General features: G+C 70.2%; 17 protein-coding genes. 12 read left to right on the top strand and 5 right to left on the bottom strand.

Going from position 1 to position 23,063, the window contains the following annotated elements:
- Complete coding sequence (locus ACWHYA_RS16520; RefSeq protein WP_448095613.1) at nt 1-1,398, bottom strand: hypothetical protein; 1,398 nt, start codon at nt 1,396-1,398, stop codon at nt 1-3.
- A 172-nt stretch (nt 1,399-1,570) separates the two neighbouring features.
- On the opposite strand from ACWHYA_RS16520, the gene ACWHYA_RS16515 reads away from it, so the two are divergent.
- The 6 genes from ACWHYA_RS16515 to ACWHYA_RS16490 all read left to right on the top strand — a co-directional run bounded on the left by ACWHYA_RS16515 (nt 1,571) and on the right by ACWHYA_RS16490 (nt 10,862).
- Nucleotides 1,571-3,205, top strand: coding sequence for a glycoside hydrolase family 3 protein (locus ACWHYA_RS16515; protein WP_448095612.1), 1,635 nt, complete (start codon nt 1,571-1,573; stop codon nt 3,203-3,205).
- Between the two features lie 63 nt (nt 3,206-3,268).
- Complete coding sequence (locus tag ACWHYA_RS16510; RefSeq protein ID WP_425940451.1) at nt 3,269-4,294, top strand: cyclic nucleotide-binding domain-containing protein; 1,026 nt, start codon at nt 3,269-3,271, stop codon at nt 4,292-4,294.
- 63 nt (nt 4,295-4,357) lie between these two features.
- Nucleotides 4,358-5,581: an endonuclease/exonuclease/phosphatase family protein gene (locus tag ACWHYA_RS16505; RefSeq protein WP_425940453.1), complete on the top strand. Its 1,224-nt coding sequence runs from the start codon at nt 4,358-4,360 to the stop codon at nt 5,579-5,581.
- A gap of 75 nt (nt 5,582-5,656) precedes the next feature.
- Complete coding sequence (dnaE, locus tag ACWHYA_RS16500) at nt 5,657-9,751, top strand: DNA polymerase III subunit alpha (RefSeq protein ID WP_425940454.1); 4,095 nt, start codon at nt 5,657-5,659, stop codon at nt 9,749-9,751.
- Nucleotides 9,752-9,846: 95 nt separating this feature from the next.
- Nucleotides 9,847-10,368 carry a hypothetical protein gene (locus ACWHYA_RS16495; RefSeq protein WP_425940456.1) on the top strand — a complete coding sequence of 174 codons (522 nt, stop codon included), beginning with the start codon at nt 9,847-9,849 and terminating at the stop codon, nt 10,366-10,368.
- Nucleotides 10,368-10,862, top strand: coding sequence for a hypothetical protein (locus tag ACWHYA_RS16490; protein WP_425940458.1), 495 nt, complete (start codon nt 10,368-10,370; stop codon nt 10,860-10,862). The genes ACWHYA_RS16495 and ACWHYA_RS16490 overlap by 1 nt, the downstream gene beginning before the upstream one ends.
- Here the strand turns inward: ACWHYA_RS16490 and ACWHYA_RS16485 are convergent.
- Entirely contained in the window at nt 10,848-11,897 is a 1,050-nt protein-coding gene (locus ACWHYA_RS16485; protein ID WP_425940459.1) for a hypothetical protein, read from the bottom strand. The genes ACWHYA_RS16490 and ACWHYA_RS16485 overlap by 15 nt on opposite strands.
- A 298-nt stretch (nt 11,898-12,195) precedes the next feature.
- Here ACWHYA_RS16485 and ACWHYA_RS16480 point away from each other — a divergent pair, with 298 nt between their 5' ends.
- Nucleotides 12,196-14,325: a S9 family peptidase gene (locus ACWHYA_RS16480; protein ID WP_425940461.1), complete on the top strand. Its 2,130-nt coding sequence runs from the start codon at nt 12,196-12,198 to the stop codon at nt 14,323-14,325.
- Here ACWHYA_RS16480 and ACWHYA_RS16475 read toward each other — a convergent pair.
- On the bottom strand, nt 14,288-15,127 hold the full coding sequence (locus tag ACWHYA_RS16475; RefSeq protein WP_425940463.1) for a CPBP family intramembrane glutamic endopeptidase: 840 nt from the start codon (nt 15,125-15,127) through the stop codon (nt 14,288-14,290). The two genes, ACWHYA_RS16480 and ACWHYA_RS16475, sit on opposite strands and share 38 nt — an antisense overlap.
- Nucleotides 15,124-15,519, bottom strand: coding sequence for a hypothetical protein (locus tag ACWHYA_RS16470; protein ID WP_425940465.1), 396 nt, complete (start codon nt 15,517-15,519; stop codon nt 15,124-15,126). The genes ACWHYA_RS16475 and ACWHYA_RS16470 overlap by 4 nt, the downstream gene beginning before the upstream one ends.
- Before the next feature lie 91 nt (nt 15,520-15,610).
- Between ACWHYA_RS16470 and ACWHYA_RS16465 the strand changes: the two genes are divergently transcribed.
- The 4 genes from ACWHYA_RS16465 to ACWHYA_RS16450 all read left to right on the top strand — a co-directional run bounded on the left by ACWHYA_RS16465 (nt 15,611) and on the right by ACWHYA_RS16450 (nt 20,793).
- Nucleotides 15,611-17,926, top strand: a complete 2,316-nt coding sequence (locus ACWHYA_RS16465) for an ATP-binding protein (protein ID WP_425940467.1) — start codon at nt 15,611-15,613, stop codon at nt 17,924-17,926.
- Nucleotides 17,927-17,998: 72 nt separating this feature from the next.
- A complete protein-coding gene (locus ACWHYA_RS16460; protein WP_425940469.1) occupies nt 17,999-18,409 on the top strand; it encodes an HIT family protein in 411 nt (136 codons plus the stop codon).
- 132 nt (nt 18,410-18,541) lie between these two features.
- On the top strand, nt 18,542-19,681 hold the full coding sequence (locus ACWHYA_RS16455; RefSeq protein WP_425940471.1) for a baeRF3 domain-containing protein: 1,140 nt from the start codon (nt 18,542-18,544) through the stop codon (nt 19,679-19,681).
- Between the two features lie 110 nt (nt 19,682-19,791).
- The gene (locus ACWHYA_RS16450; RefSeq protein ID WP_425940473.1) at nt 19,792-20,793 is read left to right on the top strand and encodes a hypothetical protein; all 1,002 of its coding nucleotides are present in this window, start codon (nt 19,792-19,794) and stop codon (nt 20,791-20,793) included.
- 226 nt (nt 20,794-21,019) lie between these two features.
- Here the strand turns inward: ACWHYA_RS16450 and glnA are convergent, their stop codons facing one another.
- Nucleotides 21,020-22,444: a type I glutamate--ammonia ligase gene (gene glnA / locus ACWHYA_RS16445; protein WP_425940475.1), complete on the bottom strand. Its 1,425-nt coding sequence runs from the start codon at nt 22,442-22,444 to the stop codon at nt 21,020-21,022.
- Nucleotides 22,445-22,636: 192 nt separating this feature from the next.
- On the opposite strand from glnA, the gene ACWHYA_RS16440 reads away from it, so the two are divergent.
- The gene (locus ACWHYA_RS16440) at nt 22,637-23,062 is read left to right on the top strand and encodes an RDD family protein (RefSeq protein ID WP_425940477.1); all 426 of its coding nucleotides are present in this window, start codon (nt 22,637-22,639) and stop codon (nt 23,060-23,062) included.
- Nucleotide 23,063: the final 1 nt, after the last annotated feature.

Raw genomic sequence — 23,063 nt, 5'->3', positions numbered from 1 at the left:
TCAGCGCGACGGGTGCCGGAGCAGGACGTAGCCCTCGTCCTCTCCAACCTCGACCCAGGAGAGCTGTTGCGTCAGAGCGTAGGCAAGGGGGGACTCCTCCTGGAGGAGCGCGTACCGAGCACCCGTTTCGTCGACGTACTCGTCCCAGCCTGGTCCAGCGCCCACCGCGGAGATGTACTCCTCAATGGCTTCGACGGTGTAACCGTCGGTGAATCCGTCGATCACCGTGTCGAGGTCGGGGTGTCGCCAGTGGAGCCAGCCCCCGAGCGCGTAGTCGTTGAGGAGCGCACTACCCTGCGGCAGGGACGCGAGCTCATTGTTCAAGTCGTTGGGCACGCTGCCGGCAACCGCAGACGTACGGGGGACGAGCAGGGCCAGCGTGGCCACCGCGAGCGCGGAAGCGGCCCAGAGAGATTGCGTCTCCTGTGGGACGAGGCGGTGAGGGGGCCGGTCGTAGAGCACCTGCTGGAGGGTCATGGCCAGCAGGGGGATCAGGATGGCGGCGCCAGCAGCGACCGTCCGACCGGACATCAGCACCATGGCGGTCGCGAGCAGCAGGAGCAGAAGGTGGTGCCAGGACAACCTCGTGCCTCGTCGCGCCCAGATCAAGGCCACGAGCGCCACCATCAACATGGAAGCCGCAGGCGTCAGACTGAGGAAGTTGGGTGGTGCCCACTCGGTGACGAATTCCCACTTGTCACCCGTCTGGACGACGGCCAGGAGAAGGGTCGGGCCGGGCGGGGTCACAGCCGCCGCCACGAGACTGAGCGCGGGCACGAGGAAGAGACGGCCGACCCTGCGAATGGCCAGGCGACGGTCCAGGACGATGCCGATCACCGAGAGAATCCCGATCGCCACGCCGAGATACCACATTCCGTGTGAACTGGCCCACACCCAGGTCATCGGAATCAGCCACCATCGCGGCCGTAGGTCCTGAGCACTTTGGAGCCACGCACCGACGAAGACGAGCAGAAGAACGAAACTGACGATCTGGGGACGGGGGGACAGACTGCCTGCCGCGCCGAGAAAGCCAAGGCCTGTCACCAGAGCTGCTGGGAGGGGATCTGCCTGGCGTCGCGCGACCAGGTACGCGGTGACGATGAAGGCCACAAGCCCGACGCCGAAGAGCCAGGCCACCCCGGGCAGTCCGAAGGAGCGTTCCAGGGCGCTGGCCACCAATTGAGGGATCCAGTCCCGAGGGGTCCACGGCTCGGTCGCGAAGGAGGACAATGGCCCGGTGCGTCGTAAGGTGATCTCCCCGCTCCACAACAGCTCGCCCACGCGCAGGTGCCACCAGGAGTCCGGATCGCTAATCGGCTTGGCGGCCATGCGTAGGGTGCCCACGATGAGGGCGACGAGCACCAGCAGCGGGATCCACAGACGGACCAGAGGGGCCAAGGCTCCGTCGCCCCAGGGGGACGCTGATGAAACTGTGGGCTCGGTGTGCAACGTTGACCCCGTCATATGTTTCTGATGATCCTTCGTGGTGGGCCGTCAGGCATTCGGGCCGAGTGTAATCGGACCGGAAGCGACTTCTCGGGTGATCCCGACCGGCCCGTAGGCATCACCGATGCGTAGAGGGCCCAAGACCTGCGCGGCGGTGGCAGGTGCTGTCGTGTTGCTGCCTGCCTGCGCGGTGGAGCAGCCCGTCGAGTCGCAGCGCTCTGCAGCGGGTCGGACGGTCGTCGCCGATCCGTCGGAAGGGGCTACCTCAACGGCGGAGATGCCGGACACACCAGCAACTGTCCGTCCAACGGACCCGGAGCCCCCTGGCGTCGCGCATGCACGCGCCCTGGCCCAGAATCTCAGCCTCGAGGAGAAGGCGGGTCAGGTCATCGTGGCGTCCCACCTGGGACCGACCGCGCCGGTCGGTCTGGTGGTCGACCACCACCTCGGCGGCATCATCGTCATGGACCCGGACCTGTCGACCGACCAGCTGGTCGCCCTCAACGACGCGGTCGCCGACGCTGCCGACGAGGCGGGTCGGGAATGGCCCGTGTTCATCGGCGTCGACCAGGAGGGTGGCCTGGTGGAGCGCGCGAAGGGCGACCTGACCCGGTTCCCCACCTTCATGAGCCTGGGAGCGGCCGACGACCCGGACCTGACCCGGAGGGCCGCCGCCGGCTCGGGAGCCGAGCTCCGCGGGGCTGGGTTCACCGCCGTCTTCGCCCCGACGGCCGACGTCACCATGGGGCCGACGGACCCGACCATCGGGTCGAGGTCGCCGGGCAGCGCCCCGGAGCTGGTGGCCGAGCACGCCACGGCGGCAGGTCTCGGTTACCTCGACGCGGGGATCCTCCCGGTAGTGAAGCACTTCCCGGGGCACGGCTCGGTGCCGGCCGACAGCCACGTCGAGCTGCCCGTCCAGGACCGGACCCTCGACGACCTGGGCGAGAGCGACCTCGTGCCCTTCGTCTCCGCCGTGGAGGCCGGGCTCCCGGCCGTCATGGTGGGCCACCTGCAGCTGACCGCGCTGGACTCCCAGCTGCCCTCCTCGCTCGAGCCAGAGGTGGTCGAGGGGATGCTGCGGGACGACCTCGGCTTCGACGGGCTCGTCGTCACCGACGCGCTCAACATGGCCGCGGTGGCCGACCGCTACGGCCCGGGCCAGGCGTCCGTCGAGGCCCTGCGCGCCGGTGCCGACGTCGTGCTGATGCCCGCCGACCCGCTGGCGGCCCGAAACGCGATCGTCGCCGCGGTCGGTGACGGCACGCTCGACGAGGACCGGCTGAACGAAGCCGTGGCCCGGCAGATCGCCGCCCTGCTCGAGGTCGCGGACGAGGGGTCGGTCGACCCGATGGAGCCCGGTGGCGCGGCGGACGTCGCGCGCGAGGTGTCCGCCGCCGCGGTCACCGTGGTCCAGGGTCCGTGCGACGGTCCCCTCGTCGACGGAGGCGTCGTGCCCATGGGGGACCGCCTCGCCGTGCAGCGGTTCGAGCGGGCCGCGGAGCGGGCCGGTCTGCCCCTGGGCGCCGGCACCACCGTCGAGCTCCTCCGACCGGGCCAGGGCCCCCACGGGGCACAGGTCTCGGTGGCCCTCGAGACGCCATACCTCCTGGCCTCCACCGGCGCGGCCACGAAGGTGGCGCTGTACGGCGATACCCCCGGTGCGATGGACGCGCTCGTCGCCGTCCTCACTGGGGAGGCGGAGGCACCCGGGCGGTTGCCCGTGGAGGTCGAGGGGCTGGAACGGCAGGGCTGCTGAACGCCCGCTGCCGACCGGCGCACCCCTTGTCCGTGACGGTGGGCGGTGCTTGACTGAGGTGGCATGAGAGTCACGGGGCGGGCGACGACGGTGTCCTGGATCCCCACGGAGTCGGTGCGCAACTGGCTGCGGGGCGGGTTCGACCTGAGGGTGGCGCACTACGACGATCCTCCACGGGACGTCGTGTCCGGCACCGAGGAGCTGCGGGCCCTGTGGCTGGACGACCGCTTCCGGTTCGCCAACTTGCTGACCGGCTGGGCGGACTTCGACGGCGACGAGGTGACGGCCGGCTACGGCGAGGACTCCGGCGCCTTCCAGGGCAACACCCGGCTGCGGCTGGGGGCGGGCACGGCCACCTTCCTCGGCTTCTCGATGCCCGACCTGCGCGCCGAGCCGGAGATCGGGCAGGAGCGGGTCGTGCTGCGGCAGACCGTCGGCGGGCGCACGGGCGTGCCCCTGCCCCGTCCGGTGAAGCACCCGCCCTACGTCGTGTGGCACGCACCCATCGTCTGGACGACGCTGCAGCTCACGCTCACCCGTGACGGCGGGCGGCAGGTCGAGCTGGTCGGCGCCTCGGCCTTCCCGAGGCACTGGGTCTACGACAGCGACGGGCACCTGATGGCCAAGTCCGGTGTGACCCGGATCCAGGACTGGATGGACCACAGCTTCGGCGACCGGACCCCCTGGGGGGACCAGGACTCCCCGGCGATGACGGTGGCGGCGGAGTCCGCGGCCGAGCGTGAGCTCTCCTCGGCCATCATGCGGGGCGGGCAGAAGCCTGAGCTGCTACGGCTGCCCGAGGGCACCGAGGTGGTCCGCCAGGGCACGGAGGGGACGGACGTCCACCTCGTCCTCGACGGGGTCCTGGACGTCAGCGTCGACGGCGACCCGGTCGCCGAGCTGGGTCCCGGCGCCGTCGTGGGCGAGCGGGCCGTCCTGGAGGGGGGCCGGCGATCGGCAACGGTCACCGCGCGCACCCCCGTGCGACTGGCCCGGGTGCCGGCGTCCGCGCTGGACCTCGAGGCCCTGCGCAGCGTCGCCGAGGAGCACCGGCGTGAGGAGCGGCCCTCGCCCGAGAACCACGGGTGACCCCGGAGGGTCGGCGTTCGCGTCCGGGTGCGGGAGGCGGCATACGGGTCTAGTTTGCGCGGTATGACGTCTGCTGCCCGCCGTTCGATCGCGACCACCTCGACCCTCGCCCTGCTCCTCGGACTGGGCGCCGCCGCACTTCCCGCCGCCGGAGCGCCCGACCGGGGGCCCGGCCGCCCGGACCTGGACGTGCGGTTCGCCACCTTCAACGCCTCGCTGAACCGCTTCAACGAGGGGGACCTGGCCCGTGACCTGGCGACCGGTGACAACGCGCAGGCGCAGAACGTCGCCGAGACGATCCAGCGCACCCGGCCCGACGTCGTGCTCGTCAACGAGTTCGACTACGCCTCTGGCAACGAGGACCTGTTCCGCGACAACTACCTCGAGGTGTCGCAGAACGGCGCGGACCCGGTCGACTACCCCTACGCCTACATCGCGCCGTCGAACACGGGCGTCCCCAGCGGGTTCGACCTGAACAACGACGGCACCGTGGGTGGTCCGGACGACGCCTACGGCTTCGGCTTCTTCCCCGGGCAGTACGGCATGGTCGTCTACTCGAGGTATCCGATCGACACCGACGAGGTGCGCACCTTCCAGCTCTTCCGGTGGAGCGACATGCCGGGCAACCTGCTGCCGGAGGAGTTCTACTCCGCGGAGGAGCAGGAGGTGCTCCGCCTCTCCAGCAAGTCGCACTGGGACGTACCGGTGGAGGTCGGCAACAAGACCGTGCACGTGCTCGCGGCGCACCCGACACCGCCGATCTTCGACGGGCCCGAGGACCGCAACGGCCGCCGCAACCACGACGAGATCCGGTTCTGGGCCGATTACGTGGGCTCGCCGAAGGAGTCGGCCTACATCTACGACGACGAGGGGGTCTCGGGAGGTCTGAAGCCAGGGGAGCGGTTCGTCATCGTGGGCGACTACAACGCCGACCCCTACGACGGGGACTCCGTCGACGGTGCCATCGACCAGCTGCTGGACCACCGGCGAGTTAACACCTCGATCACGCCCTCGAGCCCGGGAGGCGTGGAGCAGGCGCTGCTCCAGGGTGGGGTCAACGCCGAGCACCGGGGTGACCCGGCGTTCGACACGGCCGACTTCAACGAGCCGCCGGGAAACCTGAGGGTCGACTACGTGCTGCCGAGCCGGTCGCTGAAGATCGAGGACGCCGGTGTCTTCTGGCCGAGCTCGGACGACCCGCTGTTCCGGCTCTTGGGCACCTTCCCGTTCCCGACCAGCGACCACAGGCTGGTGTGGGTGGACGTGCGGCTGCCGCACGACCGCTGACCGTCCAAGCCTCCCACCTGCGGGAGGGGAGCGGCGCGTCATACCTGTCGGTGGGGGGACCTAAGATCGGGGGCGATGTCAGCGCCAGCCAGCTCCGGGAACTTCGTCCACCTGCACAATCACACCGAGTACTCGATGCTCGACGGTGCGGCGCGGATCGACGACCTGATCTCGACGGCGGCCGAGCTGGGCATGCCGGCCGTCGCCACCACCGACCACGGCTTCATCTTCGGGGCCTACGAGTTCTGGAAGACCGCGCAGAAGTACGACATCAAGCCGATCATCGGGCTCGAGGCCTACATCACGCCGGGCACCCACCGCACCGACAAGACCCGGGTGAAGTACGGCGACGGCGGGCGCGACGACGTCTCCGGCGGCGGCGCGTACACGCACATGACGATGCTGGCGCGCAACAACAACGGCATGCACAACCTGTTCCGGATGGCCTCGCTGGCGTCGATGGAGGGCTACTACTTCAAGCCCCGCATGGACAAGGAGCTGCTGGAGACCTACGGCCAGGGGATGATCGTCACCACCGGCTGCCCCTCGGGGGAGATCCAGACCCGGCTGCGGCTGGGGCAGTACCGCGAGGCCGTCCAGCACGCCAGCGACCTGCGCGACATCTTCGGCCACGAGAACGTCTACTGCGAGCTCATGGACCACGGCATCCAGATCGAGCGGGTGGTGCGCCAGGACCTGCTCAAGCTGGCCCGCGAGCTGGACCTGCCGCTGCTGGCCACCAACGACCTGCACTACACCCGGCAGGAGGACGCGCTGGCGCACGCGGCGCTGCTGTGCGTGCAGTCCGGCTCGACGATGCAGGACCCCAACCGCTTCAAGTTCGACGGCGACGGCTACTACCTCAAGACCGCCGAGGAGATGCGGCACGTGTGGCGCGAGCTGCCCGAGGCGTGCGACAACACGCTCGTCGTCGCCGAGCGCTGCGACATCTCCTTCACCGAGGGGGAGGGGCGCTACATGCCCCGCTTCCCCTGCCCCGAGGGGGAGGACGAGACCAGCTGGTTCCTCAAGGAGGTCGAGACCGGGCTGCACCGGCGCTTCCCGGAGGGGGTCCCGGACTACGCGCGCACGCAGGCGGCCTACGAGGCCGAGGTCATCATCGGCAAGGGTTACCCGGGCTACTTCCTCGTCGTCGCCGACTTCATCAACTGGGCCAAGCAGAACCGCATCCGGGTCGGTCCGGGCCGTGGCTCCGGTGCCGGGTCGATGTGCGCCTACGCGATGGGGATCACCGACCTCGACCCGATCCCGCACGGCCTGATCTTCGAGCGCTTCCTCAACCCCGAGCGTCGGTCGATGCCCGACTTCGACGTCGACTTCGACGACCGGCGCCGTGCCGAGGTCATCCGCTACGTGACCGAGAAGTACGGCGACGACCGGGTGGCGATGATCGTCACCTACGGCACGATCAAGGCCAAGCAGGCGCTCAAGGACTCCTCCCGGGTCATGGGCTACCCCTTCGCCATGGGGGAGAAGCTCACCAAGGCCATGCCGCCGTCGGTGATGGGCAAGGACATCACCCTCTCCGGCATCCAGGACCCCGAGCACAAGAGGTACGGCGAGGCTGGCGAGTTCCGCCAGATGCTGGACGAGGACCAGCACGCGGCGGACATCTTCGAGACGGCCAAGGGCATCGAGGGGCTGAAGCGTCAGTGGGGCGTGCACGCCGCCGGCGTCATCATGTCCAGCGAGCCGCTGCTCGACCTCATCCCGATCATGCGCCGCGAGCAGGACGGCCAAATCATCACCCAGTTCGACTACCCGACGTGCGAGACGCTCGGGCTGGTCAAGATGGACTTCCTGGGCCTGCGCAACCTCACCGTCCTGGACGACGCGATCGACAACATCCGCGACAACCGCGGCGAGGAGATCGACCTGGACGTCCTGTCCAAGGACATGACCGACGCCAAGACCTACGAGCTGCTCGGTCGCGGCGACACCCTGGGCGTCTTCCAGCTCGACGGCAACGGCATGCGCCAGCTCCTGCGGCTGATGAAGCCCGACAACTTCGAGGACATCTCGGCGGCGCTCGCTCTCTACCGCCCCGGCCCGATGGGCGTGAACGCGCACACCAACTTCGCCCTGCGCAAGAACGGGCAGCAGGAGGTCGTGCCGCTCGACCCGCAGCTGAAGGGCAAGCTGCAGCCGCAGATGGTGGAGGCGTTGGCGCCGATCCTGGGAAACACCTACGGTCTGTGCGTCGCGGGGGACACGCCGATCATCGACGCGGACACCGGCGAACGTGTCCGAATCGATGAACTTGCCGACCGGGTCACTGACGGGTTCTTCACCTTCGGCGTCGACGATGCTGGCAAGGTCGTCCGGCGTCGGGTCACCCACTGGTGGGAGATGCCGGCCAAGCCGGTGTTGACGGTGACGACGGCCGCCGGTAATCAGATCCGCCTGTCTGCGGACCACAAGGTGCTCACCACCCGGGGCTGGGTCCCGGCGGGCGAGCTCGTGGCGGGGGTGGATGCGATCGCCCGCAGCTCGGACGAGCGCGTCGCGGCCCCCGAGTCTGCGTTGGCGGCCGCCCGGACTGCGGGAGGAACGTGGACCGGGTGTGCGCCTGATGGGCGCGCGACGGCATGCCCGGAGCTGGACTGGGCCCCCGTCGTGGACGTCACGGCGGGTGCACCCGAGCCCGTTTACGACATCACCGTCGACGACGTCCACAACTTCGTCTCCGGCGGCCTGGTGCTCTCGAACTGCATCTACCAGGAGCAGGTGATGGAGATCGCCCAGAAGCTGGCGGGCTACACCCTGGGCAACGCCGACCTGCTCCGCCGGGCGATGGGCAAGAAGAAGAAGGAGGTGCTCGACGCCGAGTACATCCCCTTCTCCGACGGGATGAAGGCCCAGGGCTACAACGAGGAGTCGATCGCCTCGCTGTGGGGCGTCCTCGTGCCGTTCTCCGACTACGCGTTCAACAAGGCGCACACCGCCGCCTACGGGGTCATCTCCTACTGGACCGGCTACCTCAAGGCCAACTACCCGGCCGAGTACATGGCCGCCCTGCTGACCAGCGTCGGGGACGACAAGGACAAGACGGCCCTCTACCTGGCCGAGTGCCGGCGCATGGGCATCGCGGTCCTGCCGCCGGACGTCAACGCCTCGGTGGCCAACTTCGCCGCCGTGGGGGACGACATCCGCTTCGGGCTCTCGGCGGTGCGCAACGTCGGGCACAACGTCGTGGGGGCGGTCGTGCGGGCCCGCGAGGAGAAGGGGGCCTTCACCTCCTTCGAGGACTTCCTGCGCAAGTCGCCGGCCGTGGTCTGCAACAAGCGCACCATCGAGTCGCTGTGCAAGGCCGGCGCCTTCGACAGCCTGGGTCACTCCCGGCAGGGCCTGGTCACCGTGCACGAGCGCTACGTGGACGCGCTCGTCGACGAGAAGAAGCAGGAGGCGATCGGGCAGGACTCCCTCTTCTCCGGGTTCGGCCTCGGCGACGACGAGCAGGAGCAGGAGGGTATGCAGATCGTCACCCTCCCACCGGTGCCGGACATCGAGTGGGACAAGTCGGTCCTGCTCGCCTTCGAGCGGGAGATGCTCGGCCTCTACGTCTCCGACCACCCGCTGAACGGGATCGAGCACATCCTGGCCCAGCACGCCAACGCCTCGATACTGGAGATCGTCGGCGAGGACGGCGCCAAGGACGGCGACTTCGTCACCGTCGCCGGACTGCTGACCAACCTGCAGCTGAAGCGGACCAAGAACGGCGACCCCTACGCCCGCCTCTCGATCGAGGACATGGCCGGGTCCCTGGAGGTGGTCTTCTGGCCGAAGATCTACATGACCATCTCCACGATGCTCGCCGAGGACACCGTGGCCGTGGTCAAGGGGCGGCTGAAGAAGGGTGACGACGGTGCCGAGCTGCTCGCCAACGAGCTCCTCCTGCCGGACATCAAGCAGGGCCCGCGCGGCCCGGTCATCCTCAGCCTCCCGCTGACGCGGGCGACCGACGGCCTGGCCCACAAGCTCAAGACGGTGCTCGCCGACCACCCGGGCAACACCGAGGTCCAGATCCGGCTGACCCAGCCGGGTCGCACCGTGCTGCTGCGCCTGGACGAGACCTTGCGGGTGACCGCCTCGCCCGAGCTGTTCGGCGACCTCAAGGCGCTGCTGGGCCCCTCCTGCATCGCCGGTTGAAAGACCCTCCCGGCTGCGCAGGTGGGTCCCGGGCTGCCGAGTGCACGGGTTCTTGGCACGATGGCACGACGAGTCGCCGAACCCAGGAGGTTGCTGTGCCGCTGACCGCCGAACAGGCAGGGCTGGACACGTCCGTGCTGGAGCTCTACATCAACGACCACCTGGCGGGAGCCTCCGGCGGTCGGGACCGGGCCCACCGGATGGTCGAGGACCACGCCGACCTGCCCATCACCGCCGACCTCGCCGAGTTCGCCCGGGAGCTCGACGAGGAGTGGGAGCGGGTCGACCGGCTCATCAAGGAGCTCGGCCTGGACACCCTGCGCTATCGCCAGCTCGCGGCCTCGCTGGGGGAGAAGCTGGGCCGGCTCAAGCTCAACCGCCGCCTGACCCGGCGCTCGCCTATGACGCCGCTGCTGGAGACCGAGCTCATGCGGGGGGCGGTCAACGCCAAGAGGGGCCTGTGGCAGGTGATGGAGGAGCTCGCCCCCAGGCTCCAGATGGACCCGACGGAGTGGCACGAGCTGGACGCCCAGGCGGCCGCCCAGTCCGAGCGGCTCGACCGGGTGCACGCCGCCCTGCGACCCGACGCGTTCGTCCCCGGGAGCCCGCCGTCCTGATGCCGCTGCGCCCCCTGGTCCACGCCCTGGTCCGCGCCCTGCGTGCCATGGTCGTGCTGCTCCTGGCCGGGGCGACGCTTGTCGCCTGCACTCACGAGGTGACGACCGAGGAGGTGCTGCGCGGGGTCCCGCTGGCCACGGACGACATCGAGGGCTTCGAGGTCGAGACCCACGCGGTGAGCCGACGCGCCGAGCCGGGGCCGGACGGGCAGCTGGTCAGCGCCCGGATCACCCGTCACCTCCGTCCCCTCGAGGGGACGACCGACGAGGGGTTCGACCGGCTCGTCCAGCAGTCGGTGGCTCAGGGCTGGATGCCCCAGGTCGAGGAGGGCGTCCGGCCCTACGTGGCCACCCGCTCGCTGCCCGCCGGGCCCGGCACCCTGACCATCAGCCTGCCCGACGAGGAGCCCGCGGACAGGGTCGTCCTCACCGTCCAAGTGAGTGGGGGGCCGGATAATACCGGTGAAACTGCTGAGCAATCAGGCTCTTCCTGAGAGCAGCATCACCATCCACGTGATGCCCATGGCCACTTGGTAGGTGAGAACTGCAACAAAGAACCATTTGATCCGTCCCAATGTCCGAAAGTCTCGCAGTGCCGCGGTCACACTAACGACAAAAAGCACGGCCATCGACAACTGCCCCCCCCAAACCCAATTTCCGTGAGGCAGGACTGTTCCATCGTCAAGTACCTCCGCCAGGATGGTGAACTCGACGAGTCCGACGATGACACTGGTCCACGCCAGTCCTAACGGCAGACGAAGACTTGAGTTGCGCCAGATCAGGATGCTGGCTATGAACGAAGGCGCCAGTGAGAGGTAGACCGAAATGAGTGGCTGCACCCCCGCTTGAGTCTTCCATTCGCTCCAGACAGCAAAGGGGGCGACCACATTTCCCACACTTTGGCCATTCACCTGGATCCCTTCCCCGCCGTATGTGAGTAGGAACTGACTCACCAGAACGACAGAGGCGGCGGCTCCTGATGGCGCCGCGCGCCACCAAAGACTCTTTGCTGACTGTAAACGCAGCCCTGTCGCCGTGGTGGCCACGTCGACCACGCACACCACGACAAGCGCGGGGATGAGCGTCAACAGGTAGTTCGGTTTGGTCCACCCACTCACGACCACCAGCGCGAGTTGAACGACCTGGGGAGCCCACGTGAAGTCCTTGCGCAATATCACCCAGCACGTTGACGCGAAGAGGAGCAGCGCGAAGGGCGCCGCAAGGATGGTTGTCGAGTTGTGCCAGATCACGGGGGACAGTTTGCCGACGTGCATGTATCCGAGGGGATCTCTGGTGAGTGGTGCGGCAATTGAAGTCGCCAAGGTTCCAACGACGCGTAGGCCGACCCCGAGGCCCGCCAGCGACATGATGAACCAGGTGACTGCCACTCGCAGTCCGTACGAACCGGCCAGCACGACGATCGTGGCTACATGGAGTGCGTCGGCGTCTCCGCGACCGGAGAGCGCCTCGAGAAGTCGGTAGTAGATGGTGTAGTTGAGTTGTGTATCTTCTGTGCGTCCCTTCTGCACTAGAAGAATGTGGAGGGGCAGGTCTGAACCCATGTGGGGGCGTGCAACCTGTCGAAAGATCGCGGCACCCAGACCCGTGCCCACCGTGAAGCAGACCAGTGCGCCCAGCCAGGTCGACCAGCTACGGAGAGGCTGATGAAAGTTCCACCGACTTAGTTGGCAGGCGGGCGGTTGCACTGGAGCAACATAGCGGCTGCTCGTCCTGCAGCGGGAACCCGCCCGGTGACGTCAGTTCGGTCGTGCGGACCAGGTCCGGCGGATGACGACGCGGTGACCTCCCGCGGGTAGCGTGACCCGGGTGACCGCCGAGACCACCCTGCCCACCCCGCCCGTCGCCGAGCAGATCCCGGTCGTCCGCCGCCACCACGGCGAGGACGTGACCGACGCCTACGAGTGGCTGCGAGACAAGAAGGACCACAAGGTCATCGCGCACCTCGAGGCGGAGAACGCCTACACCGAGGCGAGGACCGCCCACCTGGAGGGCCTGCGGTCCACGATCTTCGGCGAGATCAGGAGCCGCACCCAGGAGACCGACCTCTCCGTCCCCGTGCGTCACCGCGACTGGTGGTACTACTCGCGCACCGTCGAGGGCCAGCAGTACGCCGTCCACGGCCGCATCGCCGTCGGCGACTCCCCGCAGCGCCCCGTCCTGGACCCCGGGGAGGTGCCCGCGGGGGAGGAGGTGCTGCTCGACGGCAACGCCGAGGCGCAGGGCCTGGAGTTCTTCTCCCTGGGCACCTTCGACACGAGCCCGGCCGGCGACCTGCTGGCCTACGCGGTCGACAGCACCGGCGATGAGCGCTTCGACCTGCGGATCAAGGACCTGACCACCGGCGAGATCGTCGACGACTCGGTCACCGGCATCGGCTACGGGACCGCCTGGTCCGCGGACGCGGCATACCTCTTCTACGTCCGCGTCGACGACGCGTGGCGCCCCTTCCAGGTCTGGCGGCACGAGGTCGGCACCCCCGCCGAGCAGGACGTGCTCGTGCACCAGGAGGACGACGAGCGCTACTGGATGGGCGTCGGCAGCTCGCGCGACGACGAGCACCTCGTCATCGCGCTCGGCAGCAAGAACACCTCGGAGTACCGCCTGCTGTCCGCGCACGACCCGACCGGTGAGTTCCGGATCGTCGCGCCGCGGCGCGAGGGGGTGGAGTATGACGTGGCGCCCGCGGGCGAGCGCCTCTGGATCGTGCACAACGCCGACCACCGCGACTTCGAGCTGGCGGTGGCGCCGATCGGGTCCACCTCCGCCCACGACTGGCGGGCGGTGCTGCCGGGGCGCAAGGGCATGCGGGTCGCCGGCGTCGAGGCGTTCTCCGGACACCTGGCGGTCTCGCTGCGGCGCGACGGCCTGACCCAGGTGCGGATCCTGCCCCTGGGTTCCGACGGACTCCCGGTCGACGACGGGTACGACGTGCCCGTGCAGGAGGAGGTCTGGTCCATCGACACGGGGGCCAACCCCTCCTACGAGACCGACACCCTGCAGGTGGTCATCGAGTCGCTCGTCACGCCGCCGAGCATCTACGACCTGGCCCTGGACAGCGGCGACCTGACCCTCGTCAAGCGCAAGCCCGTGCTCGGGGGCTACGACCCCGATGACTACGTGCAGCACCGCCTCTGGGCCACGGCCGAGGACGGCACGCGCATCCCGATCTCGCTCGTGGCCCGCAAGGAGCTCTCCCCGGACGGGACCAACCCGGGGCTGCTCTACGGCTATGGGTCCTACGAGATCTCCATCGACCCCTACTTCTCGGTGTCCCGGCTGTCCTACCTGGACCGGGGGGTCGTCTACGCGATCGCGCACGTGCGGGGCGGCGGTGAGATGGGCCGCAGCTGGTACGAGCTGGGACGGATGGAGCACAAGAAGAACACCTTCACCGACTTCCTGGCCTGCGCCGACCACCTCGTCGGCACCGGCTGGGTCTCCCCGGACCGGCTCGCGGCCGAGGGGCGCTCCGCCGGGGGTCTGCTCATGGGTGCGGTGCTGAACCTGGCCCCGGAGCGGTTCCGGGTGGTGCACGCCGGGGTGCCGTTCGTCGACGCGCTGACCACGATCCTGGACCCCTCGCTGCCGCTGACGGTGGGGGAGTGGGAGGAGTGGGGCAACCCGGTGGACTCGGCCGAGATCTACGAGCTCATGCGCACCTACACGCCGTACGAGAACATCCGGCCGGTGCAGTACCCCGCGATCCTGGCAACGACCGGTCTGAACGACACCCGCGTCTTCTTCGTCGAGCCGGCGAAGTGGGTGGCCCGCCTGCGCGAGACCGTCACCAACGACCCGGCCACCCGCCCGATCCTGCTGCGGACCGAGATGGTGGCCGGGCACGGCGGCAAGACCGGTCGCTACGACGCCTGGAAGGAGGCGGCGTTCGAGATCGCGTTCATGCTCGACCAGCTGGGCGCGACAGAGGTCCTCTGACCCGGGCGGGCACCGCGACGGCGGCCACGCCGAGCAGGACCGTCAGGCCCAGGCGGATCCAGTCGTAGGCCGGGTCGATGAGCGCGCCCGTGGTGTTGAACGACGCGTGCAGCAGGCCGATGGTCAGCAGACTCCGGCCGCTCCAGGCGTCCAGCCGGGCGATGAGGAGGCGCAGACCCACGCCGGTGCCGACCAGGATCGCGATGCCCAGGCCGACGTCGGTGGCGCCGGACGCTCCGTCGAAGGCCAGCGGCAGGTGGATCGCGGCGAAGAGCAGACCCGTGGTCAGGCTGCCGGCGACCGTGCCCCACCGCGCCATGGCGCGGCGCTGGAAGAAGCCGGTCCAGGCCATCTCCTCCCAGATGTTGACGATGAGGGCGGCCGAGACGAACAGCACGGTCGCCTCGAGCAGCAGGGTCGAGGTCAGCGGCTGAGCCCCGCCCAGTAGAGCGGCGGTGCCCCAGACGAGCACCGGTAGTCCCAGGACCGCCAGCGGTGCCCACCACAGGGGGCGCGGAGGTCGGACGACGTCCCGGAGGAGGGCGCGCACCCCGGCCCGGCCGTGCTGGCGGTGGGTCAGCACGAGGGCGGGGACGACGAGCCCGAGGAGGAGGGTCCCCAGGACGAAGGGCTCCTGGGGCAGACCCAGGACCTGGTAGAGGGAGAGCAGGAGCCAGCCGAGCGGGACGGCGACCGCCGCGAAGAGCAGGAGGGGCCGCAGCGAGGGGTCGTCCCGCGGCGGCGCCGTGCTGCCGGACGGCCCGGCGGTGTGCGTGCGGGGGTGGTGCTGGGTCGAGGTCATGAGGTCTTCTCCTGTCGTGCGGGTGGACGGTCGGTCCGGGTGGTCCGGGTGGTCGGGGTGGTCGGGGTGGTCGGGGTGGTCGGGGTGGTCCGGGGGTAGCGGTACGCCTCGTGGACGGGCGCCGAGGTGAGTCCTGCGGTGTCGCAGACGAGCGCGACCGTGGACCTGTCCGTGCTCAGGACCAGGCACAGACACCGTCCGTCCTCGGGGAGGACCACGGACTCGAGGAGCGCGACGTCGACCCCTCGCTGCGAGAGCCGCACCGCGGTGGCCGCCAGGTCGGCGGTCATGCGGTGCAGCTGCGTGGGAGGGCCGGTCGTCGACGTCAGCTCGACGACGTAGAGGGAGCGCGGGGCCTGGGTTGTGGTCCTGGGACCCTGGTGGGTGGTCACCCCTCCAGCGTGGGCGGCCACATGCCGTGGAGGCATCCGTAGTTCTGCGGATGTCTGTACGGGTCTGCCCCGTCGGCGGTACCGTCGCACGATGGGGGCAGCACAGCCGCCGTCGCGTCCGGGGTCGGAGCGCAACTCCTTCGTCGGCAGACGCCAGGAGCTGGCCGACATCCGTCAGCGGCTCTGCGACGCGCGGCTGCTGACGCTGGTCGGTCCGGGTGGCGTGGGCAAGACCCGGCTGGCGGTGCGGGCAGCTCACGATGACCTTGCCCGGCAGTTCCCGGACGGGACGTTCACGGTCGACCTCGCGGCGGTGAGCTCCTCCGGCCTGGTGGCGCAGCAGGTCGCCGCGGCCCTGCACGTGCGGGAGCCGTCGGAACCGGTCACGGACCACCTCGCCCAGGTCGTGGGCGACCGGACCGTGCTCCTCGTCCTGGACAACTGCGAGCACGTCCGGGACGGGGTCGCCACGGTCGTCCACCGTCTGCTGGACGCCTGCCCCCAGCTGTCCGTCCTCTGCACCAGCCGGCTGCCGCTGGACGGGGACGGCGAGTCCCTGCTGGTCGTTCCGCCGCTACCGCTGGCACCCCGAGGTGCGGCATCGGAGGACGTCGAGGCCTGCGAGGCCGTCCAGCTGCTCCGGGAGCGTGCCCGGGCGGTCGCGCCGACGCTGGTCCTGTCCCCGGACGCCGGTGCCCACCTGCTCGACATCTGCCGTCGGCTGGACGGGCTGCCGCTCGCGATCGAGCTGGCCGCGGTGCGGTTGCGCACGCTGGGCCCGGTGGAGCTGCTGGCCCGGCTCGACGACCGGTTCCGGCTGCTGCAGCGCTCGGGGACGACCATCCCGGAGCGGCACCGCACGCTGCTCGCCACCATGCAGTGGAGCCACGACCTGCTCGACGAGCACGAGCGCCTGCTGTGGCGGCGCGCGTCCGTCTTCGTCGGCGGTTTCGACGCGACGGCGGCCGAGTCGGTCTGCGCGGACGCGCAGCTGCCGGTCGGCGCGGTGCTCGACGCGCTGACCGCTCTGGTGGACGCCTCGGTCGTCGGGGTGAGCACCGTCGACGGCGTCTCCTCCTTCCGGATGTTGGAGACCGTCCGGGCCTTCGGCCAGACCATGCTCGTGGCGGCGGGGGAGGTCACGGTGCTCCGGCAGCGCCACCGCCGGTGGATCTCCTCGACAGCGGTCGAGGCGAGCGCGCAGTTCCTGGGACCGGAGCAGGTGGCGGCCTTCGACCTGCTGGGCAGACACCACTCCGAGATCAGCGCCGCCCTCGAGCACTGCCTGACCACGCCGGGGGAGGAGTCGGCCGGCCTCGCCATCGCGGCCGACCTGTGGCTCTACTGGGAGGCCCGTGGCCGGTTGGGCGAGGGGCGGCGCCGGGTGCAGGAGCTGCTCGCGCTTTGCCCGCACGACGAGGAGCGGCCGAGGGCCCTCGCGGTCGCGGGCTACCTCGAGCTCGCCGCGACCGAACCGGCCACGGCCCGGCCCCTCCTCGCGGAGGCACGCTCCCTGGCCCGGACGACGGGGGACGCCGCCGTCGCGGCGACGGCCACGCAGTATCTCGGCCAGGCCGCCCTCTTCGACGGCGACCTGGACACCGCGGAGACCCTCCTGCGGGACGCGGCGGCCCAGCACCTGGGCGTCGACCGGCGGATGTCCGCCTTCTGCTGGGCCGACGTCGGGGTCGTCCGGCTTCTTCAGCACCGTCCGCACGAGGCGGCCGAGGCCTTCTCGCTCAGCCTGGAGCTGAACGCGGAGGGAAACCCGTGGAGCCGCGCCCACGCCCTCTGGGGCCTGGGGCTGGTCCACCTGGGGTGGCACGACACCGCGCGTGCCCGCGAGATGGAGCAGGAGTCCCTCACCCTCATGCAGGCCGTCGGGGACACCAGCGGCAGCGCGCTGTGCGTCGGCGCACTGGCGTGCGTCGCCGCCGGGCAGGAGCAGTGGGAGCGGGCTGCCCTGCTCGCCGGGGCCGAGCGGATGCTGTGGGCCTCGATCCCCGCCGCCGTTCCCGCCCCTGTCGTCGCGCTCCACCAGGACTTCAGGGCGGCCACGGCGCAGGCCCTGGGTGCTGGCCGCTGGACCGAGCACCGGGACCGGGGCAGCGCGCTCGGCCGGACCGCCGCGGTCGCTCTGGCGCTCGGTCAGCCTCTCCCGTCCGAGGCCGTCCCTGAGCCCGGCAGCGGTCCGCCCGGCGACCCGGCGGGCGGTAGTCACCTCACCGACCGGCAGCTGGAGGTGGCGACCCTCGTCGCCCAGGGGATGACCGACCGGCAGATCGCCGCCCACCTGGTCATCTCTCCCCGCACGGCCGAGTCGCACGTGCAGAACATCCTCACGCGCCTCGGCCTGCGCAACCGGGCCGAGATCGCGGCGTGGAGCGTCCGGAGAGCTCCCTCGTGAGCGCCTGCGTCCCCGGGTCCGCCGCGTCGGGAGACGGCGCAGGCGTTTCCCCGCCCGTGCCATGATCGCCGGGTGGCCTGCACCTTCTGTCTGATCACCACCGGCGACGCACCCGCCGACGTCGTGCTGTCCACGGAGGAGGTCGTCGGCTTCCTCGACACCCGGCCCGTCTTCAAGGGGCACGTCCTCCTCGTACCCCGGCAGCACGTGCATACCCTCCCCGACCTCCCCGACGACCTCGTCGTCCCGCTGTTCGCGGCCGCCCGCGCCCTGGCCCAGGCGGTCAAGGACGGCCTTGGGGCCCAGGGTTCGTTCGTGGCGATGAACAACCAGGTGAGCCAGTCGGTGGCTCACCTGCACGTGCACGTGGTGCCGCGCACCAAGGGGGACGGGCTCCGGGGCTTCTTCTGGCCCAGGACGAGGTATGCCGCGGGGGAGGCGGAGGAGTACGCCGCGCGCCTGCGGGAGGCGCTGGGCACCTGACCAGCGTCGTAGCGAGGGACCGGGCCGACCTGCCGACCGATGCGGCCGTACCCCCTGCGACGGAGGCGGTGGTCGGCGTAGGCTCGCAGGACGTGGCCGGAAGGCCCAGCACCCGACCTCAAGGAGGACTTCATGGATCTGATGACCCGGGCCGAGTTCGAGGAGCTGGTGGGTGACGGGGACGGGACGAGGCTGTCGCTGTTCGTCCCGACGCACCGGGTGGGGACCACCAAGGAGAGCGACGAGGACCGGCTGCGGTGGAAGAACCTGCTCGGTGCCGTCGAGGACACGCTCCTGGAGGAGGGGCACGAGCGTCGGGACGTCGACGAGCTGCTCGCCCCCGCGTGGGAGCTGCACCACGACGGCATGGCCTGGAGCCACATGGCCGACGGCCTGGCGATGTACCTCACCAAGGGGTGGTCCGCGTCATACCGCGTCCCTCTGGACCTGCCCGAGCTGGCCGCGGTCGGGTCCGGCTACACGCTGGGACCGGTGCTGCCCCTGCTCAGCGACCAGAACTACGTCGTGCTGACCCTCAGCCAGAAGGACGTGCGGGTCCTGCGCGGCAGCCGGGACCGCATCGGTGAGCTCGACCTGCCCTCGGTCCCCGGAGCCTTCGACGACGTCTTCGTGCCCGACGGCCCGCAGTCCGACTCCGTCCCGCGACCCAACGCGTCCGGGCGCTCCGGCCCCGGTGGAGCCGTCTACTACGGTGCCAGCTCCTTGGACAACGCGCACAAGGAGGAGGTCGTCGAGTTCTTCCGCGAGGTCGCCCGCGGGGTGGACGAGCACCTGGCCGGCCGGTCCATCCCGATGATCCTGGCGGGTCTGCCGGAATGGGTGGCGGCCTACCGCGAGCTCAGCTCCTACCCCCACCTCGTGGACGGGGCGATCGAGCGCAACCCCGACGACATGTCCGCCGACGACCTGCGCTCCGCGGCGTGGGAGCTGGTCGAGTCCCGGCTGCAGCGGGAGAACGCCCGGCTCCTGGACCGCTTCAACGAGCAGCAGGGCCACGGTTCCGGCGCGCTCGGGGTGGACAGGACGCTGACGGCCGCGAACGAGGGGCGGGTCGACACGCTGCTGATGACCTCCGAAGGCTGCTACGCCAGCAACGGGTCGCCCCAGGTCGTGCTGCCGCTGCGCAGCCCCGAGGACGTCTGCGGGCTGGCCGACGCCGCCGCCCGGGCGACCCTGCGCAACGGCGGGTCGGTCCGGATGGTGGACGAGCTGCCCAAGCAGGCCCCGGTGGCGGCGATCCTGAGGTACTGAGGCTGGGTGGTTCCGCCCCTGCGCTGCTGTGGCGCGTGTGCCCATCGCCGTCCACAGGTCGAGGGTGACGTCCCGGCACGAAGACGTCCGATCGGTGGATGCTGTCGTCCATGCCGGACCGCACCGACCGCACGTTCCCCTCGATACCTGGGCAGAAGGGCATGGCCACCGTGGCCCAGCTGCTCGAGGCCGGATGGAGCGCCTCCGCCCTCCGTGTGCAGCGAGGAACCTCGTGGCAGGAGCCGCTCCCCCGGGTGGTCGTGCCGCACCGTGGACCGATCGATGCGACCACGCGGTTGGTGGCGCAGGGACTCTGGGCGGGACCGACCTCGGCGGTGCTGACCGGTGCCTCCGCCCTCGTGCGGCTGGGGGTCCGTCCACGACGCACCGACGAGGTCACCTTCGTGGTGGGGGAAGGGTCCCGTGCCCGGTCCCACGGGGCGGTGCGTCTGCACCGCTCCGCCCGGAAGCCGTCGGTCGCCGGCACCGTCGGCGTCGTGCGCGTGGCGGGGCCCTCCCGAGCGCTGGCCGACGCTGCGGTCTACGAGCACCATTCGCCCCAGGACCTGGAACACCTGACCATCAGTGCCCTCCAGCGTGGTCGCGCCACCCCTGAAGCGCTGGAGCGGGAGCTCTACCTGCGCCCCCGTGCCCGTGTCGAGCCGCTCTGGAAGGGACTGGTCGCCTTCACGGGTGGGGCGTGGTCGCGCCCGGAGGCGGTCCTGCGTGACGTGGTCGAGGGGGACGGTGGCTTCCCACCGTTGCTCACGAACTGTCGGCTCCTCGGTATGGACGGTGGGGGGTCTCTCGTGGGGACGCCCGACGGCTACATGGAGGCGGCCGGGGTGGCTATCCAGGTCCACTCCCGGCAGTACCACCAGGGCATCGACGACCGCGGCGGGGACCAGTGGTCGCGCACGGTCGAGCGGGACAACGACATGACCGCAGCAGGAGTGCGGGTGGTGGGCGTCTCGCCCTGGACCCTCTACTCACGGCCCGAACGCTTCCTGCGCCGGCTTCGTGCGGTGGTCGCCGTCGGCCTGGAGGGACCCAGGCCCAAGGTCCGCGTGGTTCCCTCACGGCCGGACCAGGGCGGGCCGTCCGCAGGCTGACATCCGCAGGGGTGCCTGGGGCCACCCTGGGCCCGGCGGTCACCCACCAGGCGCTGGATCCTTCCCCGGGCCCTGCTGCAGACCACCGTGCACGGCAGTCGTGTCACGCCGGTCGTCAGGACGACCGGCGTGACACGACTGCGAGGTACATCGGTCCGGACGCGTCCGTCGGGCCCTCCTGGAAGGTCGCCTGCGAACCCTCAGGGCTACTGCGGTCAGCGAGGGGTCAGATGTCGAAGTACATCTCGAACTCGTGCGGGTGCGGCCGCAGGCGGATCGGGTCGATCTCCCGGGTGCGCTTGTAGTCCACCCACGTCTGCAGCAGGTCCTCGGTGAACACGTCGCCCTCGGTGAGGTAGTCGTGGTCCGCCTCCAGGGCGTCGAGCACCTCGGGCAGGGAGGTCGGCAGCTGCTCGATGTCCTCCAGGTCCTCCGGCGGCAGCTCGTAGAGGTCCTTGTCGACCGGCTCCGGCGGCTCGATCCGGTTTCGGATGCCGTCCAGGCCGGCCATCAGCTGCGCGGCGAACGCCAGGTAGGGGTTGGCCGAGGGGTCCGGCACGCGGTACTCGATGCGCTTGGCCTTGGGCGAGTTCCCGGTGATCGGGATGCGCACGCAGGCCGAGCGGTTGCGCGCCGAGTAGACCAGGTTGATCGGTGCCTCGAAGCCCGGCACCAGCCGGTGGTAGCTGTTCATCGAGGGGTTCGTGAACGCCAGCAGCGACGGCCCGTGCGAGAGCAGCCCGCCGATGTACCACCGCGCCACGTCCGAGAGACCGCCGTAGCCGTTCTCGTCGTAGAACAGCGGCTCGCCGTCCTTCCACAGGCTCTGGTGGGTGTGCATGCCCGAGCCGTTGTCGCCGAAGAGCGGCTTGGGCATGAAGGTCGCGGTCTTGCCGAAGGCCCAGGCGCTGTTCTTGATGACGTACTTGAACTTCATCAGGTCGTCGCCGGAGTGCAGCAGCGTGTTGAACCGGTAGTTGATCTCCTGCTGGCCGGCCGTGCCCACCTCGTGGTGCGAGCGCTCGACGTCGAGGCCGACGGAGGCCAGCTCGATGCACATCCGGTCGCGGATGTCGGCGAAGTGGTCCACCGGCGGCACCGGGAAGTAACCACCCTTGAACCGGGTCTTGTACCCCCGGTTGCCGCCCTCCTCCGCACGCCCCGTGTTCCACGCCGCCTCGATGGAGTCGATGTGGTAGTAGCTGCCCTGCGGCTCGGAGGCGAACCGGATGTCGTCGAAGACGTAGAACTCCGCCTCGGCCCCGAAGTAGGCGGTGTCCGCGATACCGGTGGAGCGCAGGTACTCCTCGGCGCGCCGGGCGATCTGCCGCGGGTCGCGCTCGTAGGGCTCGTCGGTGAAGGGGTCGACGATGGAGAAGTTCATGATGAGCGTCTTCTCGACCCGGAAGGGGTCCAGGTAGGCGGTCTGCGGGTCGGGGATGAGCTTCATGTCCGACTCGTGGATCGACTTGAAGCCACGGATCGAGGAGCCGTCGAACATCTGGCCGGTGTTGAACGCGTCCTCGTCGAAGGACGCTGCCGGCACGTTGAAGTGCTGCATGACACCGGGCAGGTCGCAGAACCTGATGTCGATGAACTTGACGTCCTCGTCCTTGATGAAGGCGAGGACCTCCTCGGCGTTTGTGAACATAGGATGCCTCCTGGGTGGACCAACGGGGTCGGGCACGACATTACGCGGTGGCCGTTTCGGCACCGTCACCCTCCTGTTTCGGGAGTGTTTCGTCCGGCACCGCCGCAGGTATGGCTCGCGCGTGCGTCGCGCGCATGCGCCGCAGACGTGCGCTTGCGGGGAGCCGGCCCCGCGCCTCGTTAGGCTGGGCCGGTGACCGTCCCCGCCTACTCCGGCCAGCGCCTCGGCCTGCCGCCGCAGGGGCCGGGCTCCGTCGCCTCCCTGCTGCGCCGGCTGCTGGCCATCCTTGTCGACTGGACGCTGTGCCAGGTCGTGGCGACCGGCCTGTTCGACCTCACCTGGGGCGAGGTGGCCGGCCTGCAGGCCTTCGCCCCGCTGGGCCTGCTCCTGCTGCTCAACCTCGTGCTCGTCCCCACGATCGGCACCACGCCGGGCCACCGCCTGCTCGGCATCCGCGTGGTCTCCCTCGACGGCGACGGCGACCAGCCCCCGCCGCCGGCCCGGGCCGCGGTGCGCGCGGTCCTGCTGTGCCTGGCGGTCCCGGCGATCATCCTGGACGCCGACAGCCGTGGCCTGCACGACCGGGCCGCCCGCAGCGTCGTCGTGAACGCCCGCTGAG

This window comes from Ornithinimicrobium carbonis, from assembly GCF_977012275.1.
Note: the sequence above shows the minus strand (reverse complement) of the source record. Positions and strands in the feature narration are given on the sequence as shown.